This window comes from Paraburkholderia sp. (assembly GCF_049581445.1).
Classification (GTDB): Bacteria; Pseudomonadota; Gammaproteobacteria; order Burkholderiales; family Burkholderiaceae; genus Paraburkholderia.
Map to the genome: position 1 here is coordinate 1 of NZ_JBAURZ010000151.1, position 21,634 is coordinate 21,634.

A 21,634-nucleotide genomic window follows, 5' to 3' on the forward strand; every position below is an offset into this window, starting at 1 on the left:
CCGCTGCAGTGCTCCGCGGCCGAGTTGGGCATCGACCTGCATGATCAGTGCACGACCGTCCTGAAACAGGACGCGCAGTGGCGTTATCCGCCGCGCTCCGGCGACTGGTTCTGCGGCGTGGCCACGCTGGCGCAGACGCGAGCGGCTGCGCCAGCGCCGTGAGCGCAACATTGCGGGCACGGGAGTACGGCTTGCGGCTTCGATGGTGACGATGTTGTCCACCGCATCCACGATGAGGCCGTACTTTTCGCCAGCGCCACAGGAGACGGCTTGCCGGCATGCTCGTGGCTGCGACAGGAATGCGGGATTAGTGGTGGACTTCGAGGGGAGCCACGCTCGCCTTTTCTAGAGGGCGGTTCGGGAAGCGTCGCGCCCACATCGCGGTCAGAATCGGCACGAGGATGGCCGTTACCAGACACGCGGTTGCCACCAACGCTGTCGCGGCAGGCACCATTGGCTTGAATCGCGGAATCATCTCGCCAATGATGGCGGGGTTAGCTACCGCTGCACCCGCCGTGGAGGACGCAGCAAGTCCGGCCGTTCCATTGCCGCCGCCGATCAACCGATCCACGACAATCAGCGGCACCCCTGTGACGACGACTACTGCAAGGCCAAGCAGTAGTCCGGGCAAGCCGCTTTTGGCGATGACATGCAGGTCGATGCCGCAGCCGAGCGCAAACCCGAAGAACGGGATCAGCGGGTGAACGCAACGCCCAAAGAGTTCGCGCAGTTCCTTGTCGAGATTGCCGAGCACAAAGCCGATCAGGAAAGGCAACACGGCACCGGCAAACAAACGCCCCTCAAAGACGGCGACGCCGGTCGAGCCAAGAATGAGCATGCTGACGAGCGGGCCGGATTCGATAGACATCAGGACGAATGCGCCCGCTTCTTCATTCGAGCCATACTGCTGCATCACGGCGGCATAGAGGCCACCATTGGTCATGTCCATTGACGCTGTGATCGCAAGCACGGAGAGACCCACAAACAGACCCGTCTTGATGCCCTCGTCGGGGATGAACCAGGTTGCGACGAGCGTCGCAAGCCAGGCCACGACGGCCTTGGTGATGACTAACGTTCCCGATTTGCGCAGCACCACGCCAGTTGCCCGCAGGTCGATTGTTGCCCCCATGCAGAAGAACCAGACCGCGAGGATCGGCACTGTACCGGTGATCAAGCCATTGGTGAACGAACCGAAATACGTGCCGGCGCCCGGCGCGAACGTGTGGGCACAGGCCCCTAACAGGAGCGGAACCAGCATCAGCCCACCTGGAACGCGGTCAATCAGTCTTTTTATCTTCATGTCTCCTCCAAGGCCGGGAATTTTCTAGCGTTGTTCTCATGCTTCGGATGAAATCTATCACGATCGTGAATGAAGGCGCATGGCCTTCAGGCAGACCCGATCGATGCATCTGTGCCGAAGACATGCACCAGCACGCTCGCTGGCACGCGGTAGGAAACCACGACTGTCCAGCGGAGAATTGGGCGGGAATCGTGACTAAGTTAGGCTTGCCGGTCGGGACGCGAGTCAACGTTCGCGACCCTATGCGAAACACATGACTCGCAAGGTCAGACCCGAAGGGCTTGAACCGCAAGCCGCACACAATGCTCAGGCCCACACCATAAAAAGAATCCTTGAGGACGTGGTGGTTTTGAAAACTTCGTTGGCAGCAGGCATGACGCTCGTTGCGTCAGTTGCATTCATCTCCCTTAACACCTACGCCGACGAAGGCATGTGGCAGCCGCCACAAGTTCCCGACCTCGCCCCCCAACTTAAACAACGCGGGCTGGCACTCGATCCCAGCCAGCTCTCCACGCTCAAATCGTGGCCGCTCGATGCGGTTGTTAATCTGGGCTCCTGTACGGCGTCGTTTGTATCGCCTGATGGCCTGATCGTCACGAACCACCATTGTGGCTACGGCGCACTTCAATACAACGCGACGCCAAAGAAGAATCTGATCAACGACGGTTTCGTCGCGCACACGAAAATCGAGGAACTGCCGGCCTCGCCTACACAGCACGTCTACGTGACCGAACAGATCAGCGACGTCACTGAACAGATCAACGCAGCCCTCAAGCCAGGCATGGATGGCTATGCGCGCTATGTCGCGATCGACGAGGCAAAAAAGCATCTCGTGCAGGGCTGTGAACAGCCGGGCTACCGCTGCGATGTGTACACATTTAGCGGCGGATACGACTATCAGCTCATCAGGCAGAAAGAGTTGCGCGATGTGCGGCTCGTCTATGCTCCACCGCTTTCAGTCGGCAAATATGGCGGCGATATCGATAACTGGATGTGGCCGCGTCACACAGGCGACTTCAGTTTCCTGCGCGCATACGTGGCAAAGGACGGAAGTTCCGCTTCGTATTCGACGGACAACGTGCCTTATCGCCCGAAGCATTGGCTCACGATCAATCCCGCAGGTGTGAGCGCGGGCGACTTCGTGATGGTCGCAGGTTATCCGGACCAGACGGACCGTCATCGAACCGCCGACGAAATGCAGAACGCCATTGATTGGCAATATCCGACCCTGGTCGCCATCCTCAAGGACCTGCTCGCGATGGTCGACACGGGGAGCAAGAAAAATCCCGAAGTCGCCGTGAAATACGCCAGCTTCGTTGCGAGCGTGAACAACACAATGAAGTACTTCCAGGGGAACATCGACGGACTTACACGAAGCAATGCACTGACGATCAAGCGTGCCGAGGAATCCCAACTCGATCAAGGGCTCTCACAGCAAACGTCGGGCGGTGCCACGGACGGCCCAGAATTGCGGGCTGACGTGACGAAGCTACGTCGGCTCGTCGACGCCCATATAAAGCAACGCGAGCGCCTTCTGGTAATGCAGTTGATGCAGCGAGGCGGCCTCTTCCAGGCGTCGTATCAGATCGTGCGCCTCGCGCAAGAGAAACAGAAGCCTGATCTCCAGCGTGAAGCGGGCTTCCAGCAGCGTGACGAAGCGCGCCTGCTTGGCCAGCAACAGGCGCTTGATCGCACGTTCGATTCGGGCGTCGATCAACAGATGCTGGTCTATACGCTGCAGCGCTACGTGAAACTGCCGTCCGATCAACGCCTGCCCGCACTCGAACGTTGGCTTGGCGGCGCCACCGACGAAGCCGCGTTGACCCCAAAGGTAGCGATGCTTTACGCAGGCACCGCGCTGACTGACACCAAGGCGCGCGTTGCGTTGCTATCGGCTACGCCCGCGCAGATCGACGCGAGCAAGGACACATGGATTGCCCTGATGCGCGACCTGATGCCGGATCTGATTGCTTACCAGCATGAAGAAAAAGCGTACGAAGGCGACGAAGCAGCCGGACGCGCGGGCTACATGAAAGCGCTGGTAGCGTACAACGGGGCACGCGGTTTGCCGGTGTATCACGACGCCAACGACTCGCTGCGCATCACGTTCGGTACGGTACAGGGCTACGAGCCTCGTGACGGGGTGGAATACACGCCGTTCACGACTGTCGACGGTATCCTGCAGAAAGATACTGGCGCAGAGCCCTTCAACGCACCGCCGGCCGAACTGGCGGCAATTCGCGCGAAGGCTTTCGATGGTGTTGCCTCGCCGGTCAAAGGCACGCTGCCGGTCAACTTCCTCGCGGACCTCGATATCACAGCTGGCGACTCAGGCTCGCCAACGCTGGATCGCAATGGCAAGCTGGTTGGTCTGGCGTTCGACGGGAGCTGGGAAGGTGTGAGTTCGGGCTGGCTGTTCAATCCAGCTGAAACGCGTTCGATTCAAGTCGACGTGCGCTACATGTTGTGGGTCATGCATCACCTCGACCACGCTGACAATCTGCTCGACGAAATGCAAGTCAAAGTTGGGCAGTCATTGCACCCATGGGCATGGCTGCAATGACGTCGCTCGCTATGCCCGACGTAACGGTGACTAACTGGCTTGCCGCGATTTCCGGATGCGTCTTGTAGTACTGGAATTCCTCGAGGCTGCGCGCCGCACGGAAATCACGCATGCTATTGAGCGCGATTCGCCGCCCGCCGCGCGCGTCAGCGCCTATTATGTACTGAGCAATCTCATTCGCGAGCGCTACAACCAGCGTGCCGGGTGAGCCGTCGCCGTTTCGCCTGCAACAACGGTGCCTCCTGAGCTTTGCCGCACTGCGAGCGCGAATGCGAATGCGACGGCCTTCGAGCATTACATCGAGGGGCCAAAGAAATTCTCCTACTGGGTTGACGGCAAATTCGAGTATGCGGTGTCGGGCGGGTATCGCACACAACGCGCTGCTGATCGGCGCGCACGCGGTGGCCGCGCAGTTGACTCCGATGAGATAAGAGTCATGTGTGCGTTTCGGCATAGGGGCTGATGCTGCAACGCCCGGCGCCGTCTCCAGGCCTCATTGGACGGAGACAAGACGATGAACTCGAGGAGCGGGCTGTGGCACGCGTGTGAGCGCGTGCCGTCGTGGCTGGGTGTGTTCTGTGTGCTGGTACTGTGCGCCATGTGGAGCGGCGGCGCGTCTGCGCAGCCGGTGTCCGATTCATGCCGAGACCTGGCATGCGGACCTCACAGGCCACCGCCACCGTCGAAAACAAGCTGTGCGCAATTGAACGGGTTGACCATCCCGGTCCGCGAGATCGGCTTGCCGACAACCGGTGCCGTCGTCACATCAACGACACAGATGGCGGCGAGCGGCACCGGCGCGACAGCTACCGGGTCGTACTGCCTCGTGGCCGGGGCGATTCATCCGGTCGATCCGTCCGCGCCCGACATCCTGTTCAACCTCGCGTTGCCGGCCCAGTGGAACGGCAAGATCCTGATGCTCGGCGGCGGTGGTTTCGACGGCTCGATTCCCGCCGTGACCGGTAACGTGCCAAGCGCGCCGGCTAATCTGCCGGGACCGCTGTCGCGCGGCTACGCGGTGTTTGCGAGCGATTCCGGGCACGAGGCGACCAACGGCTCGGTGAGCGGCGCGTTCTCCGTCAACGCCGAGGCGTACGACAACTTCATGGGCGAAGCGCTGAAGAAGACGCATGACGCCGCGCTCGTGATCATCGACGCGCATTACGGCACGCATCCGTACAAGGCGTATTTCGCGGGCGGCTCGACTGGCGGGCGCGAGGCGCTGACCGTTGCGCAGCGCTGGCCGCAGGACTGGGACGGTATCATCGCCTTCTATCCTGCGTATGACTTCACGACGCTGAGTCTGCAGCAGTTGCGCGCGACAGAAGGCTTCGCGGCAGCTGGCGCATACCTCGACACGGCGCAGCGAGCGCTGCTCCTGAAAGCCGTAATGCAGGCGTGCGATGGACTCGACGGCGTCGTCGACGGGCTGATCAGCAACGTGCAGGCGTGCAACGCGACGTTCAACCCGGTGACGGCCGACGTCGACGGCAAGCCACTGCGCTGCGCCGGCGGTGCCGCGCGCGGCGACACGTGTCTGTCGGACCGGCAGATCGCGGCGCTCAATACGATGAACACGCCGCTTGTGTTTGCGTATCCGCTCGAAAGCGGCGAAATCGAGTATCCGGGCTACAACGTGTATGGCGCCGACCTGGGGGTGGGTAGCAGTTCGCCGCTCGAGCCAACAGTCACGGAGCTCGCACTCGGTACGACGCAGCCCTCGTTTCCGCTCCAGGGCACCGCGATGTTCGACGGACAGATCAGCGACCAGTTCGTCCGCTACACCGTGATGGACAACCCGAACTTCGACTCGCTGACGTTCAATCCGGCGCTGGCCGGTCCATGGGCCGGGCGGATCAGCATGCTGTCGGGACTCGACGCGACCGACGCGAACCTGACGCCCTTCATGCGCCGCGGCGGCAAACTGCTGATGGCGCACGGCACTGTGGACCAGACCGTCAGCACGCGAGCAACCGAGATCTACTATCAGCGCTTGCTGTTCACGATGGGCTTTGGCGCGGTCGAATCGTTCGTGCGCTTCTACGAGATTCCGGGGATGCAGCACGCGATCGGCACCGAGTTCAACGCGTCGTGGGACTCGCTCACGACGTTGCAGAACTGGGTCGAGCACGGGAGCCCGCCAGTGCATCAGGTGGTCACCGATACTGCGGGCGTGCCGGGACGCACGCGGCCGCTGTGCCAGTATCCGACGTGGCCCAGCTATAACGGCGCGGGGGACATGAACAGCGCGGCGTCGTTCACCTGCGTGCAGTGAGCAGGCCCTTCAACGTTCAACTGTGCCCCGCCGTTGCGGGGCCATGCGGATCGACGTACCAGTAGTCGATGATCCAGTCCGGAGCATGGAAGGACTTCGGCAAAACGGATGGATAGGCGAGCGTCGACTTGTAGGCGACGCGCGAATTCGGCGCGTAAAACTCGGGGACCAGGTAATACGAGTTGACCAGCACGCGGTCGAGCGCCCGCGTGGCTGCTTCGAGATCGTCGAGCGTATTCGCGGCCAATGCAGCGCGAATCAATCCGTCGACCACATCGGAATGCACGCCCACTGTGTTTTCCGATCCCACTTCCAGGGCGGCCGCGCTGCCAAAGCGGCGCGGCAGTTCGACGCCTGGAACGGTAACGGGCGGGTAGCCCCCGGTGGTCATATCGAAGTCGAAGCTGTCGAGCCGTTGCTGATACAGCGCACTATCGACCTCCCGCAAATGCGCCTCTATGCCAAGGGTGTTGAGCGCCTGCATATATGGCAGCAGCAAACGGTCCATGCCGGGTTGGTCGTCAAGCACCTCAATGCTCATCGCCGTACCGTTGGCGTCACGTAACGCACCATCGCGGTAATGCCAGCCCGCTTGTCCCAACAGGTCGCGCGCTTCCCGCAGATTGCCGCGCAGCGAGTCCGGCGGCAGCGTCGATGGCTGTCTTAGCATCGGGCCGAACACTTCGGGTGGCAGGCTCGCCCGATACGGCTTGAGCAGCGCCAACTCCTTCGGACCGGGCATGCCGGTGGCCCCAAACGAAGCCGGATCAAAATAACTGTTCGACCGCTCGTACTGGTCGTAAAACATCATCCGGTTCATCCAGTCATAGTCGAACGCAAGTGTCAGCGCGTGACGCACTCTCACGTCCTGGAACATCGGCTTGCGCAGATTCATGAGAAGGCCCCGCATATACGCAGGCCCGTTGGGAAACAGGCCTTTCTTCAGCAGACCATTTCGAAAATTCTCGCCTACGTAGCGGCGCGCCCATATCGTCGCGCTTCCTTCAATGTTGACGTCGATGTCGCCCGCCTTGAACGCTTCAAGCAGACCGAAGTTGTCGAAGAAGAGTTGGAACGAGATGCGCTCGAAGCGAAACATGCCCCGCCGCGATGGCAGATCCGCGGCCCAATAGGCGGGGTTGCGACGGTACGTGATGTCCTTGTCATTCTTGCGTCGTTCGATCAGATAGGGGCCGCTCGCGATTGGCGCCACATTGGCGATCTGGTCGAATGGCGGACGTGTACCGTCAGGCCGCATGCCCCACTTCGGCGAGAACACCGGCAGATCGCCCGCGAGCAATGGCGCATCGCGTTCCGGCCGTCTGAAGTCGAAACGGATCGTCGATGGATCGATCACGGTTGCGCTTTTGATGACCGAAAACTCTGAGTTAGAGAGTGGCGAGGCTTGCGGGCTCGTCAGCGTATCGAAGGAATATTTGACGTCCGATGCCGTGATGCGATCGCCGTTGGAAAAGCGCGCCGAGGGATTGATGTGGAAGGTTGCCGAGGTGAGATCCGGTTGTACCTGGACATCATCTGCGATCAGCGGGTATTCCGAGGCGAGTTCGTCCCAACTCCGCTGCATCAATGTGTCGAACATCAGATTGCGAATGTCCGGGGCCGGATTGCCACGTAACAAGAAAGGGTTCAGGGAATCGTAGCTTTGCAGTTCGTCGTAGTTGCCGAAGTTCAGCGTGCCGTAGGCAGGCGCGTCCGGATTGGCGTAGTCGAAGTGGGTGAAGCTGACCGGGTAGCGCGGCTCGCCGAATTGGGCGAGTGACGGCGCGGCATGAACAGGCGTCGTGAGCACGGTCAGCGCGGTTGCGGCGCAGCGGAGTATGGTCAGGAGAGACGGAATACTTGCGGACTGCGAGCGACCAGGTGCTAAAGCTTTGGTGCAATTCGCCAGAACGGCTTGGGACACACTGAACATTACGATCTTCATCAATGGATATTCTATGACTCTGTCTAGGTCTGCATTTCGCTCAGGCGATCGATGCCCCGTTCGGAACGATCAGGCCCATGCTCATCAATTGAATGATAACGGTCGTGGTCATGCTATCGGCGATTCGTGAACTTACCAGTTCCAACGTAGCAATTGATCGGCCAGCACGTCGCGCAGCGCTGCACCGTTAGCCGACAGCATCACGAAATAGATCACGCAGCGCGCGAACTTCGCAGCTAGATAACCCCAAGCATCTCTTTCAACTGAGCCGCTCTGGACCGGCTCACGGGCACTGCCGTGCGTTGCGCATCGGCCATGACAAGGTTGACGCTCTCTTCCGCCCTGACCAGTTCCACCGCGTAGGCAAGGCTGACGATATGGCTGCGATGGACGCGCAGATAAACGCTGCTATCCAGGCGCTGCTCCAGATCAGCGAGCGACAGGTTGGAGAGGTAATGCTCGTCTTTAGTGACGATCGTCGTGTAGTGACCATCGCCCTGAAACCGGACGATATCCTTCAGATCGATCAGGATCACCCGGTTCATCTGATACACCGGAATTTTGAACAGGCGGCGTGGCGCGGGCACGCGGCTTCCCTGCCGAAGTTCAACCGGTTCAGTCGTGATATCGGTCACGTCGTAGAAAATCATGCAGGTGCCGCATGCGCCATGACTGCCCGTCATTTTGGACACCTTGATCATCAGTATCCGGTCGGGAATATTGATCATCATCGCAACGGGCGCCGGTGACTTCACCGGGCAGCCGGCAGGTTCATCCGCTTGCAGCAGGAAGCGCAGTTTGTCGCGGCTCTTCTCCGGATGAAGCTTGATCACGTCGATACCGAACAGCCTGTCCTGCGAGACTCCCAACGACTGTTCGCCCGCCGGACCCAGGATCTGCACCGCCACATCGTTGAACGCAGTCACGTGCCCCTGCGCATCGAGCCAGACCATCCCCGGATTGAACTGCTCCAGCTTGTGCTGGAAGGTCTCGTTATGGCGTGACTCGGACGTTGGCAACTTCGCTGTCGGGGCTGGGGCCAGCGGGTTCATTCGGTGTCTCCTGCTCAAACGGATGGTTTCGCCACCGGCGATTTTTGACTCTTGTATGCCTTTTCCAAAATTCACGCAAGTTTTCGGGTAGCTGGTGCGGGTAAACCGAACATTCGCGAAAAGTACGCTGAATTGCTGCACTGCGTCGTGAACCGGACAAGCCGATTCCGGAGATTTCAGCGATACGGCCCCCTAGCCCTCTGCAGCGCCTGCCCGCGACTGGTTGACCGCATTTCACGCCATCCAGACGACCGTTGACGCATCCATTCCACCGTTGAAGAACTCGCGTTGAATTGCAGTGTAGTCCTGTGAAATGCTTCTGAATGACAGGCCGACTACGCTTCCGCTCGCCGGCCGATGAAAACCAGGAGACCAACGTGATCCCTCGTCCGTTCGAATACCACGCGCCCCGCAGCCTGTCCGAAGCGATCTCATTGCTGACCGAGCATGGCGACACCGCCAAGCTGCTGGCGGGTGGCCATAGCCTGTTGCCGATGATGAAGCTCCGCTTCGCCCTTCCCGACCACCTGATCGATCTGGGAAAACTCACGGAACTCAAGGGTATCCGTGAAACGGGCGATGAACTCCGCATTGGCGCGATGACAACCGAGAACGAGTTGATCTGGTCGACCCTGCTACAGGAAAAATGTCCGCTGCTCGTGGAAGGCGCGCGTCAGATTTCGGATCCCCAGGTGCGCTACCGAGGCACCATCGGCGGCGACATCTCGCATGGGGACCCGGGAAATGACCACCCCTCGCTGACGATCGCACTGGATGCCTCGTTCGTGCTCGCCGGCGAGCATGGCGACCGTGTCGTGCCGGCCGACGGCTTTTTCCTCGGAACCTACATGACGCTGCTCGAAGCCGGCGAGATCATGACCGAGATCCGCATTCCGACTCCGGCGGCCGGAACAGGCTATTGCTACGCAAAGCTCAAGCGCAAAACCGGTGACTTCGCCACCGCCGCGACGGCTGTCACGCTGCGCATGTCAGGCGGGAACGTGAGCGATGTACGCATTGTGCTAACCAATGTCGGGCAGACCGCGCTTCGCGCGACCGGCGCGGAACAATCGCTGTTAGGCAAGCCGCTCGACGACGCCCGCATCGACGAAGCCGCACGGCTCGCCATGAGCATCTGTGAGCCGGCGGAGGATCTGCGCGGCGATATCGAATACAAGACCGCGATGGCGGGCGAGATGACACGGCGTGCGCTGAGCAAGGCGCTCTCGCGAGCCGCACATTAAGACGCGTACTGACATCTATCGAGGAGACACGCGATGAGCCAGAAGGTCATGGTGTCGTTCAGGCTGAACGGTACGCACACAGATGTAGTGGTCGAGCCGCGCGAGCTGCTGATCCACACGTTGCGGGAAAAATGCCTGCACACCGGCCCGCATATCGGCTGTGAGACCTCTCACTGCGGCGCCTGCACGGTGGACGTGAACGGCATGTCGGTTAAGTCCTGCACCCTGTTGACGGTACAGGCCGAGGACGCAGATCTGCTAACGGTCGAGGGACTGGCCAAAGGCGGCGAACTGCATGCGCTGCAGGAGGGCTTCATGCAGGAGCACGGCTTGCAATGCGGCTTCTGCACGCCCGGCATGCTGACGCGTGCCTATCGCCTGCTACAGGAAAACCCGAACCCGAACGAAGAGGAGATCCGTTTCTGGATGGCGGGCAATCTGTGCCGTTGCACTGGCTACCAGAACATCGTGAAAGCGGTCCAGTATGCCGCCGCCAAGTTGCGCGGCGAAGCGGTCCAGAGTTCGCATCCGCTCATGGCGGAAGTGTCGGCGCACTGATCCGGGAGACACGAAATGGGAAATATCGACGCCAATCTGGATCGTCTTGCCGCGCTTGAGGGCATGGGCTGCTCGCGCAAACGCCGCGAAGATCCGCGCTTCATTCAGGGCAAAGGCACTTATGTCGACGACGTCAAGATGCCCGGGATGCTGTTCGGCGCGATGGTGCGCAGCCCGTACGCACATGCGCGGGTACTGAGCATCGACAAGACCCGCGCGCTCGCCCACCCCGGCGTGCATGCGGTGCTGACGGCCGACGATCTTAAGCCGCTCAAGCTGCACTGGATGCCCACGCTTGCGGGCGACGTACAGGCCGTGCTTGCGGACGAGAAAGTCGTGTTCCAGAACCAGGAAGTCGCCTTCGTCGTAGCCGACGACCGCTACGTCGCCGCCGACGCGGCCGAACTGGTGGAAGTGGAATACGAAGAACTGCCCGTGCTGGTGGACCCACTCAAAGCGCTTGAGCGTGATGCGCCCGTGATTCGCGAAGACATCCGCGACAAGCAGATGGGCGCGCATGGCGTGCGCACGCATCCGAACCACATCTTCACCTGGAACGTCGGCGACAAGGACAAAACCGCGCGCGCGTTCGACAACGCGGACGTCACCGTGCGGCAGGAGATGCTGTATCCGCGCGTGCATCCGTGTCCGCTCGAAACCTGCGGCTGTGTGGCATCGTTCGACAAGGTGCGCGGAGATCTGACGGTCTATATCACCTCGCAGGCGCCGCATGTGGTACGCACGGTGGTCGGCATGTTGTCGTCGATTCCGGAATCGAAGATCCGCATCATCTCGCCGGATATCGGCGGTGGTTTCGGCAACAAGGTGGGGGTCTATCCGGGTTACGTGGTGGCGATCGTCGCGTCAATCGTGCTCGGGCGGCCAGTCAAGTGGATCGAATCGCGCGCCGAGAATCTCAGCTCCACCGCGTTTGCTCGCGACTATCACATGACGGGCGAACTCGCCGCCGATAGCCGCGGCCGGATCAAGGCGTTGCGCGTGCATGTCACCGCGGATCACGGCGCGTTCGACGCCTGCGCGGACCCAACGAAGTGGCCCGCCGGCATGTTCCATGTCTGCACGGGCTCCTATGACATCCCCAACGCGTTTGTGTCGGTGGATGGCGTCTACACCAACAAGTTTCCGGGCGGCGTAGCTTACCGGTGCTCATTCAGGGTAACCGAAGCGGTCTATCTGATCGAACGCATGGTGGACGTCCTCGCGCAGAAACTCGGCATCGACAAGGCCGAAATCCGTCTGCGCAATTTCATTCGCAAGGACCAGTTTCCGTTCTCCACACCGCTCGGGCTCGACTACGATTCGGGCGACTATGAACCTGCGCTCAGGAAAGTGCTGGCCGCCGTCGACTACCCTGCCCTGCGTGCCGAGCAAGCCGTCCGGCGCGCGGATGCGAGCGCCGAATGGCTGATGGGAATCGGCATCGTCACCTTCACCGAGATCGTCGGCGCCGGACCGTCGAAGATGTGCGATATCCTGGGCGTCGGCATGTTCGACTCGTGCGAGATTCGCGTGCATCCTGACGGGTCCGCTATCGCGCGCATGGGCACGATCACGCAAGGTCAGGGACACCAGACCACCTACGCGCAGATCATCGCCTCCGAGGCGGGCATTCCCGCTTCAGTGATCACGGTCGAGGAAGGCGACACGTCCACCGCACCGTACGGGCTCGGGACCTATGGCTCGCGCTCCACGCCGGTCGCCGGTGCCGCCATTGCACGAGCGTCGCACAAGATTCGCGAAAAGGCTCGCCAGATTGCCGCTCACTTATTGGAAGCAAGCCCGGACGATGTCGAGTTCGATCTCGACCGCTTCGTGCTCAAGGGGTCGCCCGAGCAGTTCAAGACGATCAAGCAGGTAGCGTGGGCGGCCTACAACAACGTTCCAGAGGGCATGGAGATGGGTCTGGAGGCAGTGGACTACTACGACCCGCCCAACTTCACGTTCCCGTTCGGCGCTTACCTCTGTGTGCTCGACGTCAATCGCTACACAGGCGAAACAAAGGTGCGTCGCTTCTACGCGCTCGACGACTGCGGCACGCGTATCAATCCGATGATCATCGAAGGCCAGATTCACGGTGGCCTGACGGAAGGATTCGCTGTCGCGATGGGACAGGAAATGCCCTACGACGAGGCGGGCAATCTGCTGGGTGGCACGCTGATGGATTACTTCGTGCCGACCTCTGTGGAAACACCGCATTGGGAGACGGATTTCACGGTGACACCATCGCCTCATCACCCGATTGGCGCGAAGGGAGTGGCTGAATCGCCGCATGTCGGCTCGATTCCGTGTTTCACCTCGGCAATGGTCGATGCGTTCGCACACCTGGGCGTCACCCACATGAACATGCCCCACAACGCCTGGCGGGTATGGCAGCAAAGCCGCGCACTTGGGCTCACACGGCAGTAGCGCGCGACTTTGGACTGATGATCCCGACATAGAGAGGATGATTGAATGAAAGTCGTCATCGAAAAGGTATTTCCTCTGTCCGCCACGGCGGATGCCGCGTGGCAGTGTCTTCAGGACATTGAAGCAGTAGGCGGATGCATGCCCGGCGCAAGGATCACCGAGCGCCTGGACGCGACGCATTACAAGGGCACCGTGACCGTGAAGATCGGCCCAGCCTCGATGTCGTTCAAGGGCAATATTGAGGTCCTGGAACTCGACGCCGCGCTGCGCACCCTGCATCTGGTCGGCAAGGGTTCGGATACGACTGGCACGTCCGGGGCATCGATGGATCTCATCGCGACCATTCAGGCGAGCGGCGCGACCTGCGAACTGGTTGGGAAAAGCGAAGTCGCAATGAGCGGCAAGGCGGCCGCATTCGGCGGCCGCATGATGAACACGGTCGCTGACCAGATCCTCAAGCAGTTCGTCGATAACTTCGGTGCGTTGGCGCAGAGTCGGAGTGCGCCGCAGGCTGCGCCGTCACCCGATGAACCGGCTGCGGCCGCCGTCACGCGCGCACCGGCCCGGCCTCCCGCCGAACTGAACGGACTCTCGCTTGCATGGGCGGTTCTGCATGACTGGCTGCGTAGACTGTTCTCACGCAAAACCGCGTGAGCGATGAGGTCGCCATGTTCACAGACCGCATGAGCAACGTACTGGACCTGCAACAGCGCCTCGACCATCATGGCTACATCGCCGAGCGCAGCCTTGCGGCCACTTTGCTGCTGACGCTGGAAATGCGGCGGCCCCTCTTGCTCGAAGGCGAGGCGGGCGTGGGCAAGACTGAAGTGGCCAAGGCGCTTTCGCGTCTGTCCGACACACGGCTGATCCGGCTGCAATGCCATGAAGGTCTCGATGTCCATTCTGCGCTGTACGAGTGGAACTACCAGCACCAGTTGCTCGCCATCAAGCTACTCGAACAGGACGACCGGCCGCTAGCGAACAAGGAACAGGACATCTTCTCCGAGCGCTATCTGCTCAAGCGCCCTCTTCTGGAAGCGATCACGACAACACCCGCGCCTGTCCTATTGATCGACGAAATCGATCGCACGGATGAAGCATTCGAAGCGTATCTGCTCGAATTGCTGTCGGACTTCCAGATATCAATTCCGGAGCTCGGGGTAATCCACGCGATCGAGCGGCCCGTCGTGATCCTGACCTCCAACGGCACCCGCGAGATTTCCGACGCGCTGCGCCGCCGTTGCCTGTATCACTACGTCGACTACCCGGACTTCGCAAAGGAACTGGCGATCGTAAGAGCGCAGGTGCCGGAGGTGCCCCCGAAACTGGCGCAACAGGTGGTCGAGTTCGTTCAGGCGGTGCGGCAGATGGACATTCAGAAAAAGCCCGGCATCGCCGAGACGCTTGATTGGGCGGCTGCGCTTCTGCGCCTGGGCGTAAGTACCTTCGACGAGGACGGTATTGACCGGATCATGGATTCGCTCTCGACACTGGTGAAGACCCGCGAGGATCAGGCGGGCTTCACGCGCTCCGTGGTCGAACGACTGGCGGCCGCATGTTGATTGATATGGATAACGACTTCGCCACCGAAACGGCGCCGCCCGAACTGGCCGACGCCATAATGTCCCGCTATGTCGGTTTCGCGGGATGGCTGCGTGATAATGGTTTTCACGTGACGAGCAGCGACATGGCCGCGGCGATGGAAATCGCCCATCGCACGGGGCAATTCGACAGCCTGCTGTTGCGCTGGAGCCTACGCGCATGCCTTTGCTCGCGGGCCGAAGAGTGGCGGCGTTTCGATGAACTCTTCGAGGCGTATTTCTTCGCCCCGAATCGCCACTCACTGGTTGAAACGACGGCGGGCGGCGCAGGCAGACTGACGCCGCGTGGCGAAAGCGCGGCGCGCGATCGCAGCGAAGGCATGCCGCTCTCGCTGGTTGGCCGCGGCGCCGATACCGCGCAGGCCGATGGCAAAACGGCTGAGCACGGCATGAGCCGTGAAACGTCGCTCATGCATGCGGATTTCCGCCATCTGAATCAGCCCGACGAACTGTTCGCCATCGACCAGGCCATCCGACGCTTCGTGCATCGGCTGCGTGGCATGCAGATACGGCGCGAACGCCGCGCTTCGTCGGGCCGTTCGATCGACATGGCGCGCACCATTCGCCTGAGCGTGTCTCACGGTGGCGTACCGCTGGAACTCGCGTGGCGCCGCAAGCAGCGCGTGAGGCCGCGTATCGTCATGCTGCTGGATGTAAGCCGCTCGATGAGCCTGTACAGCTTCTTCTTTATGCGGCTTGCGCGGGTTATCAGCACACGTCTGTCCGACGTGCATTGCTTCAATTTCCACACGCGGCTCGTCGGTATTGCGCAGGCGTTGCGCGACCCCGACCCGTGGCGTTCGCAGGAGCGGCTGCAACTCCTCTCGGCCGGTTGGGCAGGCGGCACGCGCATCGGCGACAGTCTCGACGAATTCAACCAGCGCCACGCAGCCGCGCTGCTGCATTCGCGCACGGCCGTCATGATTGTCAGCGATGGCTACGATGCTGGGGAGCCGGCACTCCTTCAGCAGGCGCTGCGCAGGATGCGGCGTCGTTGCCGTTGCATTGTCTGGCTGAATCCGCTTGCCGGCCGCCCCGGTTTTACGCCGAGCAGTGTCGGCATGACGGCGGCCATGCCCTATCTCGACCTCATGACCAGCGCGAGCGACCTCGCCAGTCTTGAGCGCGTCCTGCCGCAAGTCTTGTCCGTTTTGCAATGAGGCGCGCCATGAACTCCACCACGCACTCCGCGATCCACTCCGACGAGTTGATCCAGCTTGAACAACGGTTGACCGAGCAAGCGTGCCGGTTCGCCGTGACCACCGTAGTCCGGGCGCTGCCACCCACCTCGACGTGGGTCGGCGCGCAAGCGCTGGTGGAAAGCGACGGCACGCTGCATGGCTGGATCGGCGGCGGCTGTTCCCGGGCGATCGTGGTCCAGGCCGCCTTGGAAGCGATGCGCTTAGGACAGCCAAAGTTGATTCGCATCAGCAATTCGGAGGTCGCGCCAGAACCTGGCGTAGAGCATCATGCAATGCCCTGCGCCAGCAACGGCACCATCGAACTCTTTATCCAGCCGTCGGTACCCGCGCCATCGGTGCTGATACTCGGCTCGACACCCGCCGCACTCGAAGCCTGCGTGCTGTCGCAACGCATGGGCTTTCGCGTCCATGCCGCAGCCCACGTGACCGCGCCGTTTGCCCCGCTTGGCGTACAGCGGGTCATCGAGGGTTTCAATGCGGATGCGTTGCGCGTGCTGATGCCGCAACTGATTCTCGTCGCCACTCAGGGCGACAGCGACGAGGACGCGCTTGAGGCCGCCCTGCAGACCTCGGCAGTAGCCGTGCTGCTGGTCGCGAGCCAACGCAAGGCGGATCGCCTGCGCAACACGATGCGCGTCCGTGGTATCCCGGAAGAACGGCTCGCCGCCCTGCATGCCCCTGCCGGACCGAGCATTCATGCGCGCACGCCACAGGAAATCGCGCTCGGTGCCGTGGCGGGACTCGTGACACTGCGCCGAATGCTGGAGCAGGCTGAGGCCAACACGACGGCCACGCCTACCGCTGGAGCCGACGTGCTGCCCGTGCTGCCGCCGCAGCCGCCGTGCGAAGCAATGGCGTCGGTCGAGCCGCCCGCTCGCTACATCAATCCCGTCTGCGGGATGGCAATCGATGTTGCATCCGCAAGGCACGTCCTCGGAACGGGCGGAGAGCGCGTCTACTTCTGCTGCGATGGCTGCAAACTCGAGTTCGAACGCGCACCCGGCAAATATCTCGCGATCGTCCAGGAGCGACGTCAACGGGAGGTAGTATGAATGCTGCGACGCGGCTGGCATTCTCCGCGGTGATGCTAGCCGCAGGCACTTCGTCACGCATGCAGGGCCGTCACAAGCTGCTGTTGCAGATCGATGGTGAACCCGCGATCAGGCGTTCCGTACGCGCGCTGCTCGCGGCGGGTCCCGAGGAAATCGTGGTCGTGACAGGATTCAACGGTCGCGCCATCATCGAGGCGCTCGACGGGCTGCCGCTAAGATTCCAGTTCAATCCGTATTACGAGCAGGGGCAGATGACCTCGGTTGCAGCGGGCGTGGCTGCGCTCAGTGCGCCGTGCAGTGTCGTGCTTGTTTGTCTCGCGGACCAGGTTCTGCTCGAACCCGATGACTACTGCGAGCTGATCGATGCATACGCCGCGATGCCGCGCGGCTCCATTCTGGTGCCCTCATGCAGCGGGCAGCGTGGCAATCCGGTGGCGTTTTCGGCAAGTTACGCAGCGGAAGTCGTCAGTGGACATGTGAACCCCGGCTGCAAAAAGCTGATCGCAGAGCATCCCGATGAAGTCTTTGTCCATGAGGCAAAGCACGACCGCTTTGCGCTCGATATGGACACGCCGGAGGACTATGCAAACATCCTCGCGCGGTTGAAATTGACAGAGGAGCACGGTGCTAGCGGGCTTCCGATATGAATCGGCGCCATGTTCGCGAGGATGATCTCGGACATGGTGGCGCCGCAGCCAAATAGCAGGTGCCGGTCTCGCAGCGTCGATCGATTCCAGAGCCGCAATTGATAGAACGCGCCCGTCGCATCGACGCGCTTTCAACCGCTTAGCAACTTCCGCTCTCGCGTGCCACCCGCTGCGATGCGATCAATCGGCATGCGATGCCGGTGACGAACCGGCTTCCAGATAAGTGAGCCCGTGCAGTTCGCCCACGATACGCTGGCGCAATTCGTCTGTGACACGCGGATGCGTCATCAATGCCCAGTAGGCGCCGGCGGTTTCTCCGCGTCGTCGCTGCGCGCTCCACCATTGAAGCAATTCGTTTTCATCGCGCGCACGTTCGAAGCGCCGGATTTCCTGATCGTGACGGTTGTCCAGCGCTTCATGCAGGGCCTCTGCGCCCCGCCCGCCTTCGGCGGCGATTTGCACTGCGGCATGGTGCAGTTCGAATTCGCGAGCCTGATCCATGCCGAGAGCTGCATAACGCGCGACGATATCGTACAGATCCGCACTGGCGAGGCAGGTCCCGATCACCGAACAGTGGATATATGAATCGAGCTCGGCCAGTCGCACGCGCTTCGCAACCGGTGTCTATCGAGCAATCCGCCGGACTGCCGACCAGATGATCAGGAGGAACGCGACGGCTTTCAATGCGCACTCGACTGCGGACACATAAAATCCAACGGCGAAAAACTGCTGCTCCACCGCCAATCCCGTAGCGATAGAAAATGTGCTGATGGCGCAACAAACGGCGAAGACGGCCCTGGCGGCTCTGCGGCCTGACAAGGTCCAAAGCGTCAAGGAAAGCCAGATCAATTTCCCCACAATGCATGCGGCGCTTTCGGCGGGCGTTCGACTACTCAATATTTCCACGGGTAACTCGCACACCGACCAGATTGCCGCGAGAACCACAATCGATTGCGTAAGCGCGCTCAGTTCAGGCCCGGGCCTATCAACGACTTTCCCGCTTTCGTAGATGTTTTGATGATCAGATCCCATCACCGGGGTTGATCGCGGAATTTCAAAGGGGTCTTGCCATAGCATGCTAAACCTCGCCGATAAGATGAACAGTCAGCCAACTCACGAATAGGCATTATTGGTCGAGAGACGTCTCACCAGCACTATTGAACGCAGATAGACGTGTAATCAACCGTGCGCCGGATGATGTAGTGACGGCACAGCGGGGAACGCCACGGGTCTGTACAGACAATTTCAAGGTACCCGTTGGCCAAAAGCGTGATTGACGTCGACATATTTCCATCCCGAATCAGTCGTTGATGCGTTGGGGAAGGTCTGAGCAAGCACGCCATGGAGTGATCTTGAGTGGCGTTCAATCAGACTCTGTTCGTACGTTAAAGGTAGTTCCGAATGCGCCCATAAACCATGCTACGAAGGGATGCTTGGATACCATCTTGGTCATGCAACCTAATACCTTGGTGTGCATCGATACATGCCATCACTCACAACGACACCCGATAAGGTGCGATCCCGCCGATGACAGGGTCGCATCCTCCGATTAGATGGAGCGAGAATGAGTTGACATGCGGGACTATCGAGTCATCATATCGCACACGCTTTAATCGCATTAGATACACTTATATACATTGCGTTGCTTGTAACCCACTTTTAAGGGACGGAAGCCATTCGTTCGGCTCCCAGTTGGCCAGGCACCACCTGCCCTGCAATTCATTCCAGTTTCGCCACGGCTACGTCATCGTGCTGGACCAGGAAAATCAGGTTAGCCTCACGGTCAATCAGCAGGTGGCCAATCGCCTCGCTGGTAACGCGTCGCAGATGTCGGCACTGCCCGAACTGGCCGCCCAGCGTTCGATTCTGTCGCTGGCTCGCGCCAATATGCCACGAGTCGCTGCACATATGCGCCCGTTCCTCGGCAACATTGGCACGACGCCGGCGCGTGACTTACCGGACTCCCACAACTGCGCCGATTTCGGTCAGTATCTGGTGGGTGCTCCGCACAAATATGCGTTGACCATCGAAGAGTTGCATGCAGCCAAGACCGATGGCCACATGGACACGAACTCGGTGCGCGAGGGCTGCATTCTGATTTGCCCGGTCAAGGTGCCTGGCGCAGGCGTCTACATGGGTGACATGCACGCCCAGCAGGGCAATGGCGAAATCGCCGGACATGCCACCGATGTATCCGGTGAAACCGAGCTGACGGTCGAGGTGATCAAGGGTCTTACGCTCGATGGTCCGATCCTGCTGCAGAACTTCGACGATCTGCCGCCCATGGCGCGCCCGATGAGCACAGAACAACGGCAGAAAGTGGCGGAACTGTGTGAGCGTTGGGGGCAACACGAAGTTGAAAGCAGCGGTCCACTCACCTTTATCGGCCCCATTGAAATCAGCGGGTTGCCTGGCACCGTCCGCGTCACCTTTCTGTGCCCAATGAAGATTCTTGATCGCATGGGAATCGGCCATCTGGTTCGCGAAAAATACCAGTTGATCTGAACGAAACATTGAGCGGTCGACACCATTCGGCGCGCACACTGCGCCGGTCGACCGTTCTGCGCCTCACGCGCCGAGGATGTTCCGCTCCGGCCCCTTCCCAGACGATCAGGACTACCTATGAAAAAGGTATTGCAATACTGGAAAGAATCTTCGCCCGCTTAACGTTCGACTGCGAACTATAATGGATTCGCACAGCTTCGCTTCGCGAGGAATCATCATGCCTGCCAGGTCATATTCGACGTCGACAACGGGCGAATCCAGCCCATCGTTCGTCTACGTTGTTGACGATGACGAGTCGATGCGGTACTCGTTATGCAATTTGCTGAATTCAGTGGGTCTGCGCGTCGAGGCGTTCGAATCATCTCAAGAGTTTCTTGCTTTCCCGAAGCGCGACGTGCCTAGCTGCCTCATTCTTGATGTCAGGTTACGTGGTGAGAGCGGCCTTACATTCCAGCAAGAACTGCTACAGAGTGGGCTGAACATCCCCATCTTGTTCATGACAGGGTTCGGGAACATGGAAATGTCGGTCAAAGCCATGAAAGCGGGAGCGGTCGACTTTCTTGCCAAGCCCTTTCGCCAACAGGACATGCTGGACGCCGTTGCTCAAGCACTGGCAAAGGACAGCAAGCGCATTGCGGCTGACCACTCCACTACTGCACTGCGCGTCGCTTACGGCTCTTTGACGCTGCGGGAGCAACAGGTCATGGCGTTAGTCGTCGCTGGCCTGTTGAACAAACAGATTGCATCAGAATTGAATGTAAGCGAAATCACTGTGAAGGTGCATCGCGCGCGAGCGATGAAAAAAATGACCGCGCATTCACTAGCGGATCTCATTCATAAGGCCAATGCTCTCGGAATCAATTCTCGAAGCCGGTCTCCGGAGAGCCAAGGGCGACCGAAAGCCAATGTTTAACCACTGCTGCTGAGTACGGTTTCTTCAACAAAGCCAGTGCTCCGTTGTCTGCGATCTTTACTTGGACCGAAGGTGTCGGATAGGCGCTGATGAAAATTGTCGGCGGCGGATTACCTTGTGCGATGAGGAGTTCGTGCATCTCTACCCCAGACATACCTGTCATTCGAATGTCCGAAATAAGACATGCCGTGCCAGACGCTTCCCCCGAAGCGAGGAATGTCTCGGCTGATTCATAAACCCGCGTCTGCCAGCCCAACGATTGCACGAGGTTGCTCAAAGAGAAACGCACGCCCTCATCGTCGTCGACAATTGACACAATAGGCGTAGTTTTCAACATTTGGCCCTCAACC

19 protein-coding genes are annotated in these 21,634 nt (G+C 60.4%); 13 read left to right on the plus strand and 6 right to left on the minus strand.

Translation table 11 applies throughout. The features are described from left to right. Positions 1-307 precede the first annotated feature (307 nt). Positions 308-1,300 (minus strand): 2-keto-3-deoxygluconate transporter, encoded by a 993-nt coding sequence (gene kdgT, locus WCA85_RS13935; protein WP_424064757.1) that lies wholly within the window; start codon positions 1,298-1,300, stop codon positions 308-310. 349 nt (positions 1,301-1,649) lie between these two features. On the opposite strand from kdgT, the gene WCA85_RS13940 reads away from it, so the two are divergent. The 3 genes from WCA85_RS13940 to WCA85_RS13950 all read left to right on the plus strand — a co-directional run bounded on the left by WCA85_RS13940 (position 1,650) and on the right by WCA85_RS13950 (position 6,138). Continuing rightward, the gene (locus WCA85_RS13940) at positions 1,650-3,863 is read left to right on the plus strand and encodes a S46 family peptidase (protein ID WP_424064759.1); all 2,214 of its coding nucleotides are present in this window, start codon (positions 1,650-1,652) and stop codon (positions 3,861-3,863) included. 55 nt (positions 3,864-3,918) lie between these two features. After that, on the plus strand, positions 3,919-4,071 hold the full coding sequence (locus WCA85_RS13945; protein WP_424064760.1) for a hypothetical protein: 153 nt from the start codon (positions 3,919-3,921) through the stop codon (positions 4,069-4,071). A 306-nt stretch (positions 4,072-4,377) separates the two neighbouring features. Beyond that, the gene (locus tag WCA85_RS13950) at positions 4,378-6,138 is read left to right on the plus strand and encodes a tannase/feruloyl esterase family alpha/beta hydrolase (protein ID WP_424064762.1); all 1,761 of its coding nucleotides are present in this window, start codon (positions 4,378-4,380) and stop codon (positions 6,136-6,138) included. A gap of 16 nt (positions 6,139-6,154) precedes the next feature. Here WCA85_RS13950 and WCA85_RS13955 read toward each other — a convergent pair whose 3' ends face one another. Both WCA85_RS13955 and WCA85_RS13960 read right to left on the minus strand, forming a co-directional pair. Continuing rightward, positions 6,155-7,948, minus strand: a complete 1,794-nt coding sequence (locus WCA85_RS13955; protein ID WP_424064763.1) for an extracellular solute-binding protein — start codon at positions 7,946-7,948, stop codon at positions 6,155-6,157. A gap of 371 nt (positions 7,949-8,319) precedes the next feature. Continuing rightward, positions 8,320-9,276 (minus strand): LytTR family transcriptional regulator DNA-binding domain-containing protein, encoded by a 957-nt coding sequence (locus WCA85_RS13960; RefSeq protein ID WP_424064765.1) that lies wholly within the window; start codon positions 9,274-9,276, stop codon positions 8,320-8,322. A gap of 236 nt (positions 9,277-9,512) precedes the next feature. Between WCA85_RS13960 and WCA85_RS13965 the strand changes: the two genes are divergently transcribed. From WCA85_RS13965 to WCA85_RS14000, 8 genes are read left to right on the plus strand one after another with little or no spacing between them, the layout of a single operon-like run. Further along, positions 9,513-10,379, plus strand: coding sequence for an FAD binding domain-containing protein (locus WCA85_RS13965; RefSeq protein ID WP_424064868.1), 867 nt, complete (start codon positions 9,513-9,515; stop codon positions 10,377-10,379). 33 nt (positions 10,380-10,412) lie between these two features. Continuing rightward, positions 10,413-10,937 carry a (2Fe-2S)-binding protein gene (locus tag WCA85_RS13970; RefSeq protein ID WP_424064767.1) on the plus strand — a complete coding sequence of 175 codons (525 nt, stop codon included), beginning with the start codon at positions 10,413-10,415 and terminating at the stop codon, positions 10,935-10,937. A 15-nt stretch (positions 10,938-10,952) separates the two neighbouring features. Further along, positions 10,953-13,364, plus strand: coding sequence for an aerobic carbon-monoxide dehydrogenase large subunit (locus WCA85_RS13975; RefSeq protein WP_424064769.1), 2,412 nt, complete (start codon positions 10,953-10,955; stop codon positions 13,362-13,364). A gap of 45 nt (positions 13,365-13,409) precedes the next feature. Further along, positions 13,410-14,018 carry an SRPBCC family protein gene (locus WCA85_RS13980; protein WP_424064771.1) on the plus strand — a complete coding sequence of 203 codons (609 nt, stop codon included), beginning with the start codon at positions 13,410-13,412 and terminating at the stop codon, positions 14,016-14,018. 14 nt (positions 14,019-14,032) lie between these two features. Then, a complete protein-coding gene (locus WCA85_RS13985; RefSeq protein ID WP_424064773.1) occupies positions 14,033-14,926 on the plus strand; it encodes an AAA family ATPase in 894 nt (297 codons plus the stop codon). Next, positions 14,920-16,125: a vWA domain-containing protein gene (locus WCA85_RS13990; RefSeq protein WP_424064775.1), complete on the plus strand. Its 1,206-nt coding sequence runs from the start codon at positions 14,920-14,922 to the stop codon at positions 16,123-16,125. The genes WCA85_RS13985 and WCA85_RS13990 overlap by 7 nt, the downstream gene beginning before the upstream one ends. Before the next feature lie 8 nt (positions 16,126-16,133). Further along, on the plus strand, positions 16,134-17,219 hold the full coding sequence (locus WCA85_RS13995; protein ID WP_424064776.1) for an XdhC family protein: 1,086 nt from the start codon (positions 16,134-16,136) through the stop codon (positions 17,217-17,219). Then, on the plus strand, positions 17,216-17,866 hold the full coding sequence (locus tag WCA85_RS14000; RefSeq protein ID WP_424064778.1) for a nucleotidyltransferase family protein: 651 nt from the start codon (positions 17,216-17,218) through the stop codon (positions 17,864-17,866). The genes WCA85_RS13995 and WCA85_RS14000 overlap by 4 nt, the downstream gene beginning before the upstream one ends. Before the next feature lie 180 nt (positions 17,867-18,046). Here WCA85_RS14000 and WCA85_RS14005 read toward each other — a convergent pair whose 3' ends face one another. Next, positions 18,047-18,472, minus strand: a complete 426-nt coding sequence (locus tag WCA85_RS14005; protein ID WP_424064780.1) for a hypothetical protein — start codon at positions 18,470-18,472, stop codon at positions 18,047-18,049. Between the two features lie 18 nt (positions 18,473-18,490). Next, entirely contained in the window at positions 18,491-18,943 is a 453-nt protein-coding gene (locus tag WCA85_RS14010) for a hypothetical protein (protein WP_424064782.1), read from the minus strand. 450 nt (positions 18,944-19,393) lie between these two features. On the opposite strand from WCA85_RS14010, the gene WCA85_RS14015 reads away from it, so the two are divergent. Together WCA85_RS14015 and WCA85_RS14020 are read left to right on the plus strand one after the other, a co-directional pair. Then, on the plus strand, positions 19,394-20,371 hold the full coding sequence (locus WCA85_RS14015) for an acetamidase/formamidase family protein (protein ID WP_424064784.1): 978 nt from the start codon (positions 19,394-19,396) through the stop codon (positions 20,369-20,371). A 217-nt stretch (positions 20,372-20,588) separates the two neighbouring features. Next, a complete protein-coding gene (locus WCA85_RS14020; RefSeq protein WP_424064870.1) occupies positions 20,589-21,284 on the plus strand; it encodes a response regulator transcription factor in 696 nt (231 codons plus the stop codon). On the opposite strand, the gene WCA85_RS14025 is transcribed toward WCA85_RS14020, so the two are convergent. Further along, a complete protein-coding gene (locus WCA85_RS14025; RefSeq protein WP_424064786.1) occupies positions 21,229-21,621 on the minus strand; it encodes a response regulator transcription factor in 393 nt (130 codons plus the stop codon). The genes WCA85_RS14020 and WCA85_RS14025 overlap by 56 nt on opposite strands. Positions 21,622-21,634 lie beyond the last annotated feature (13 nt).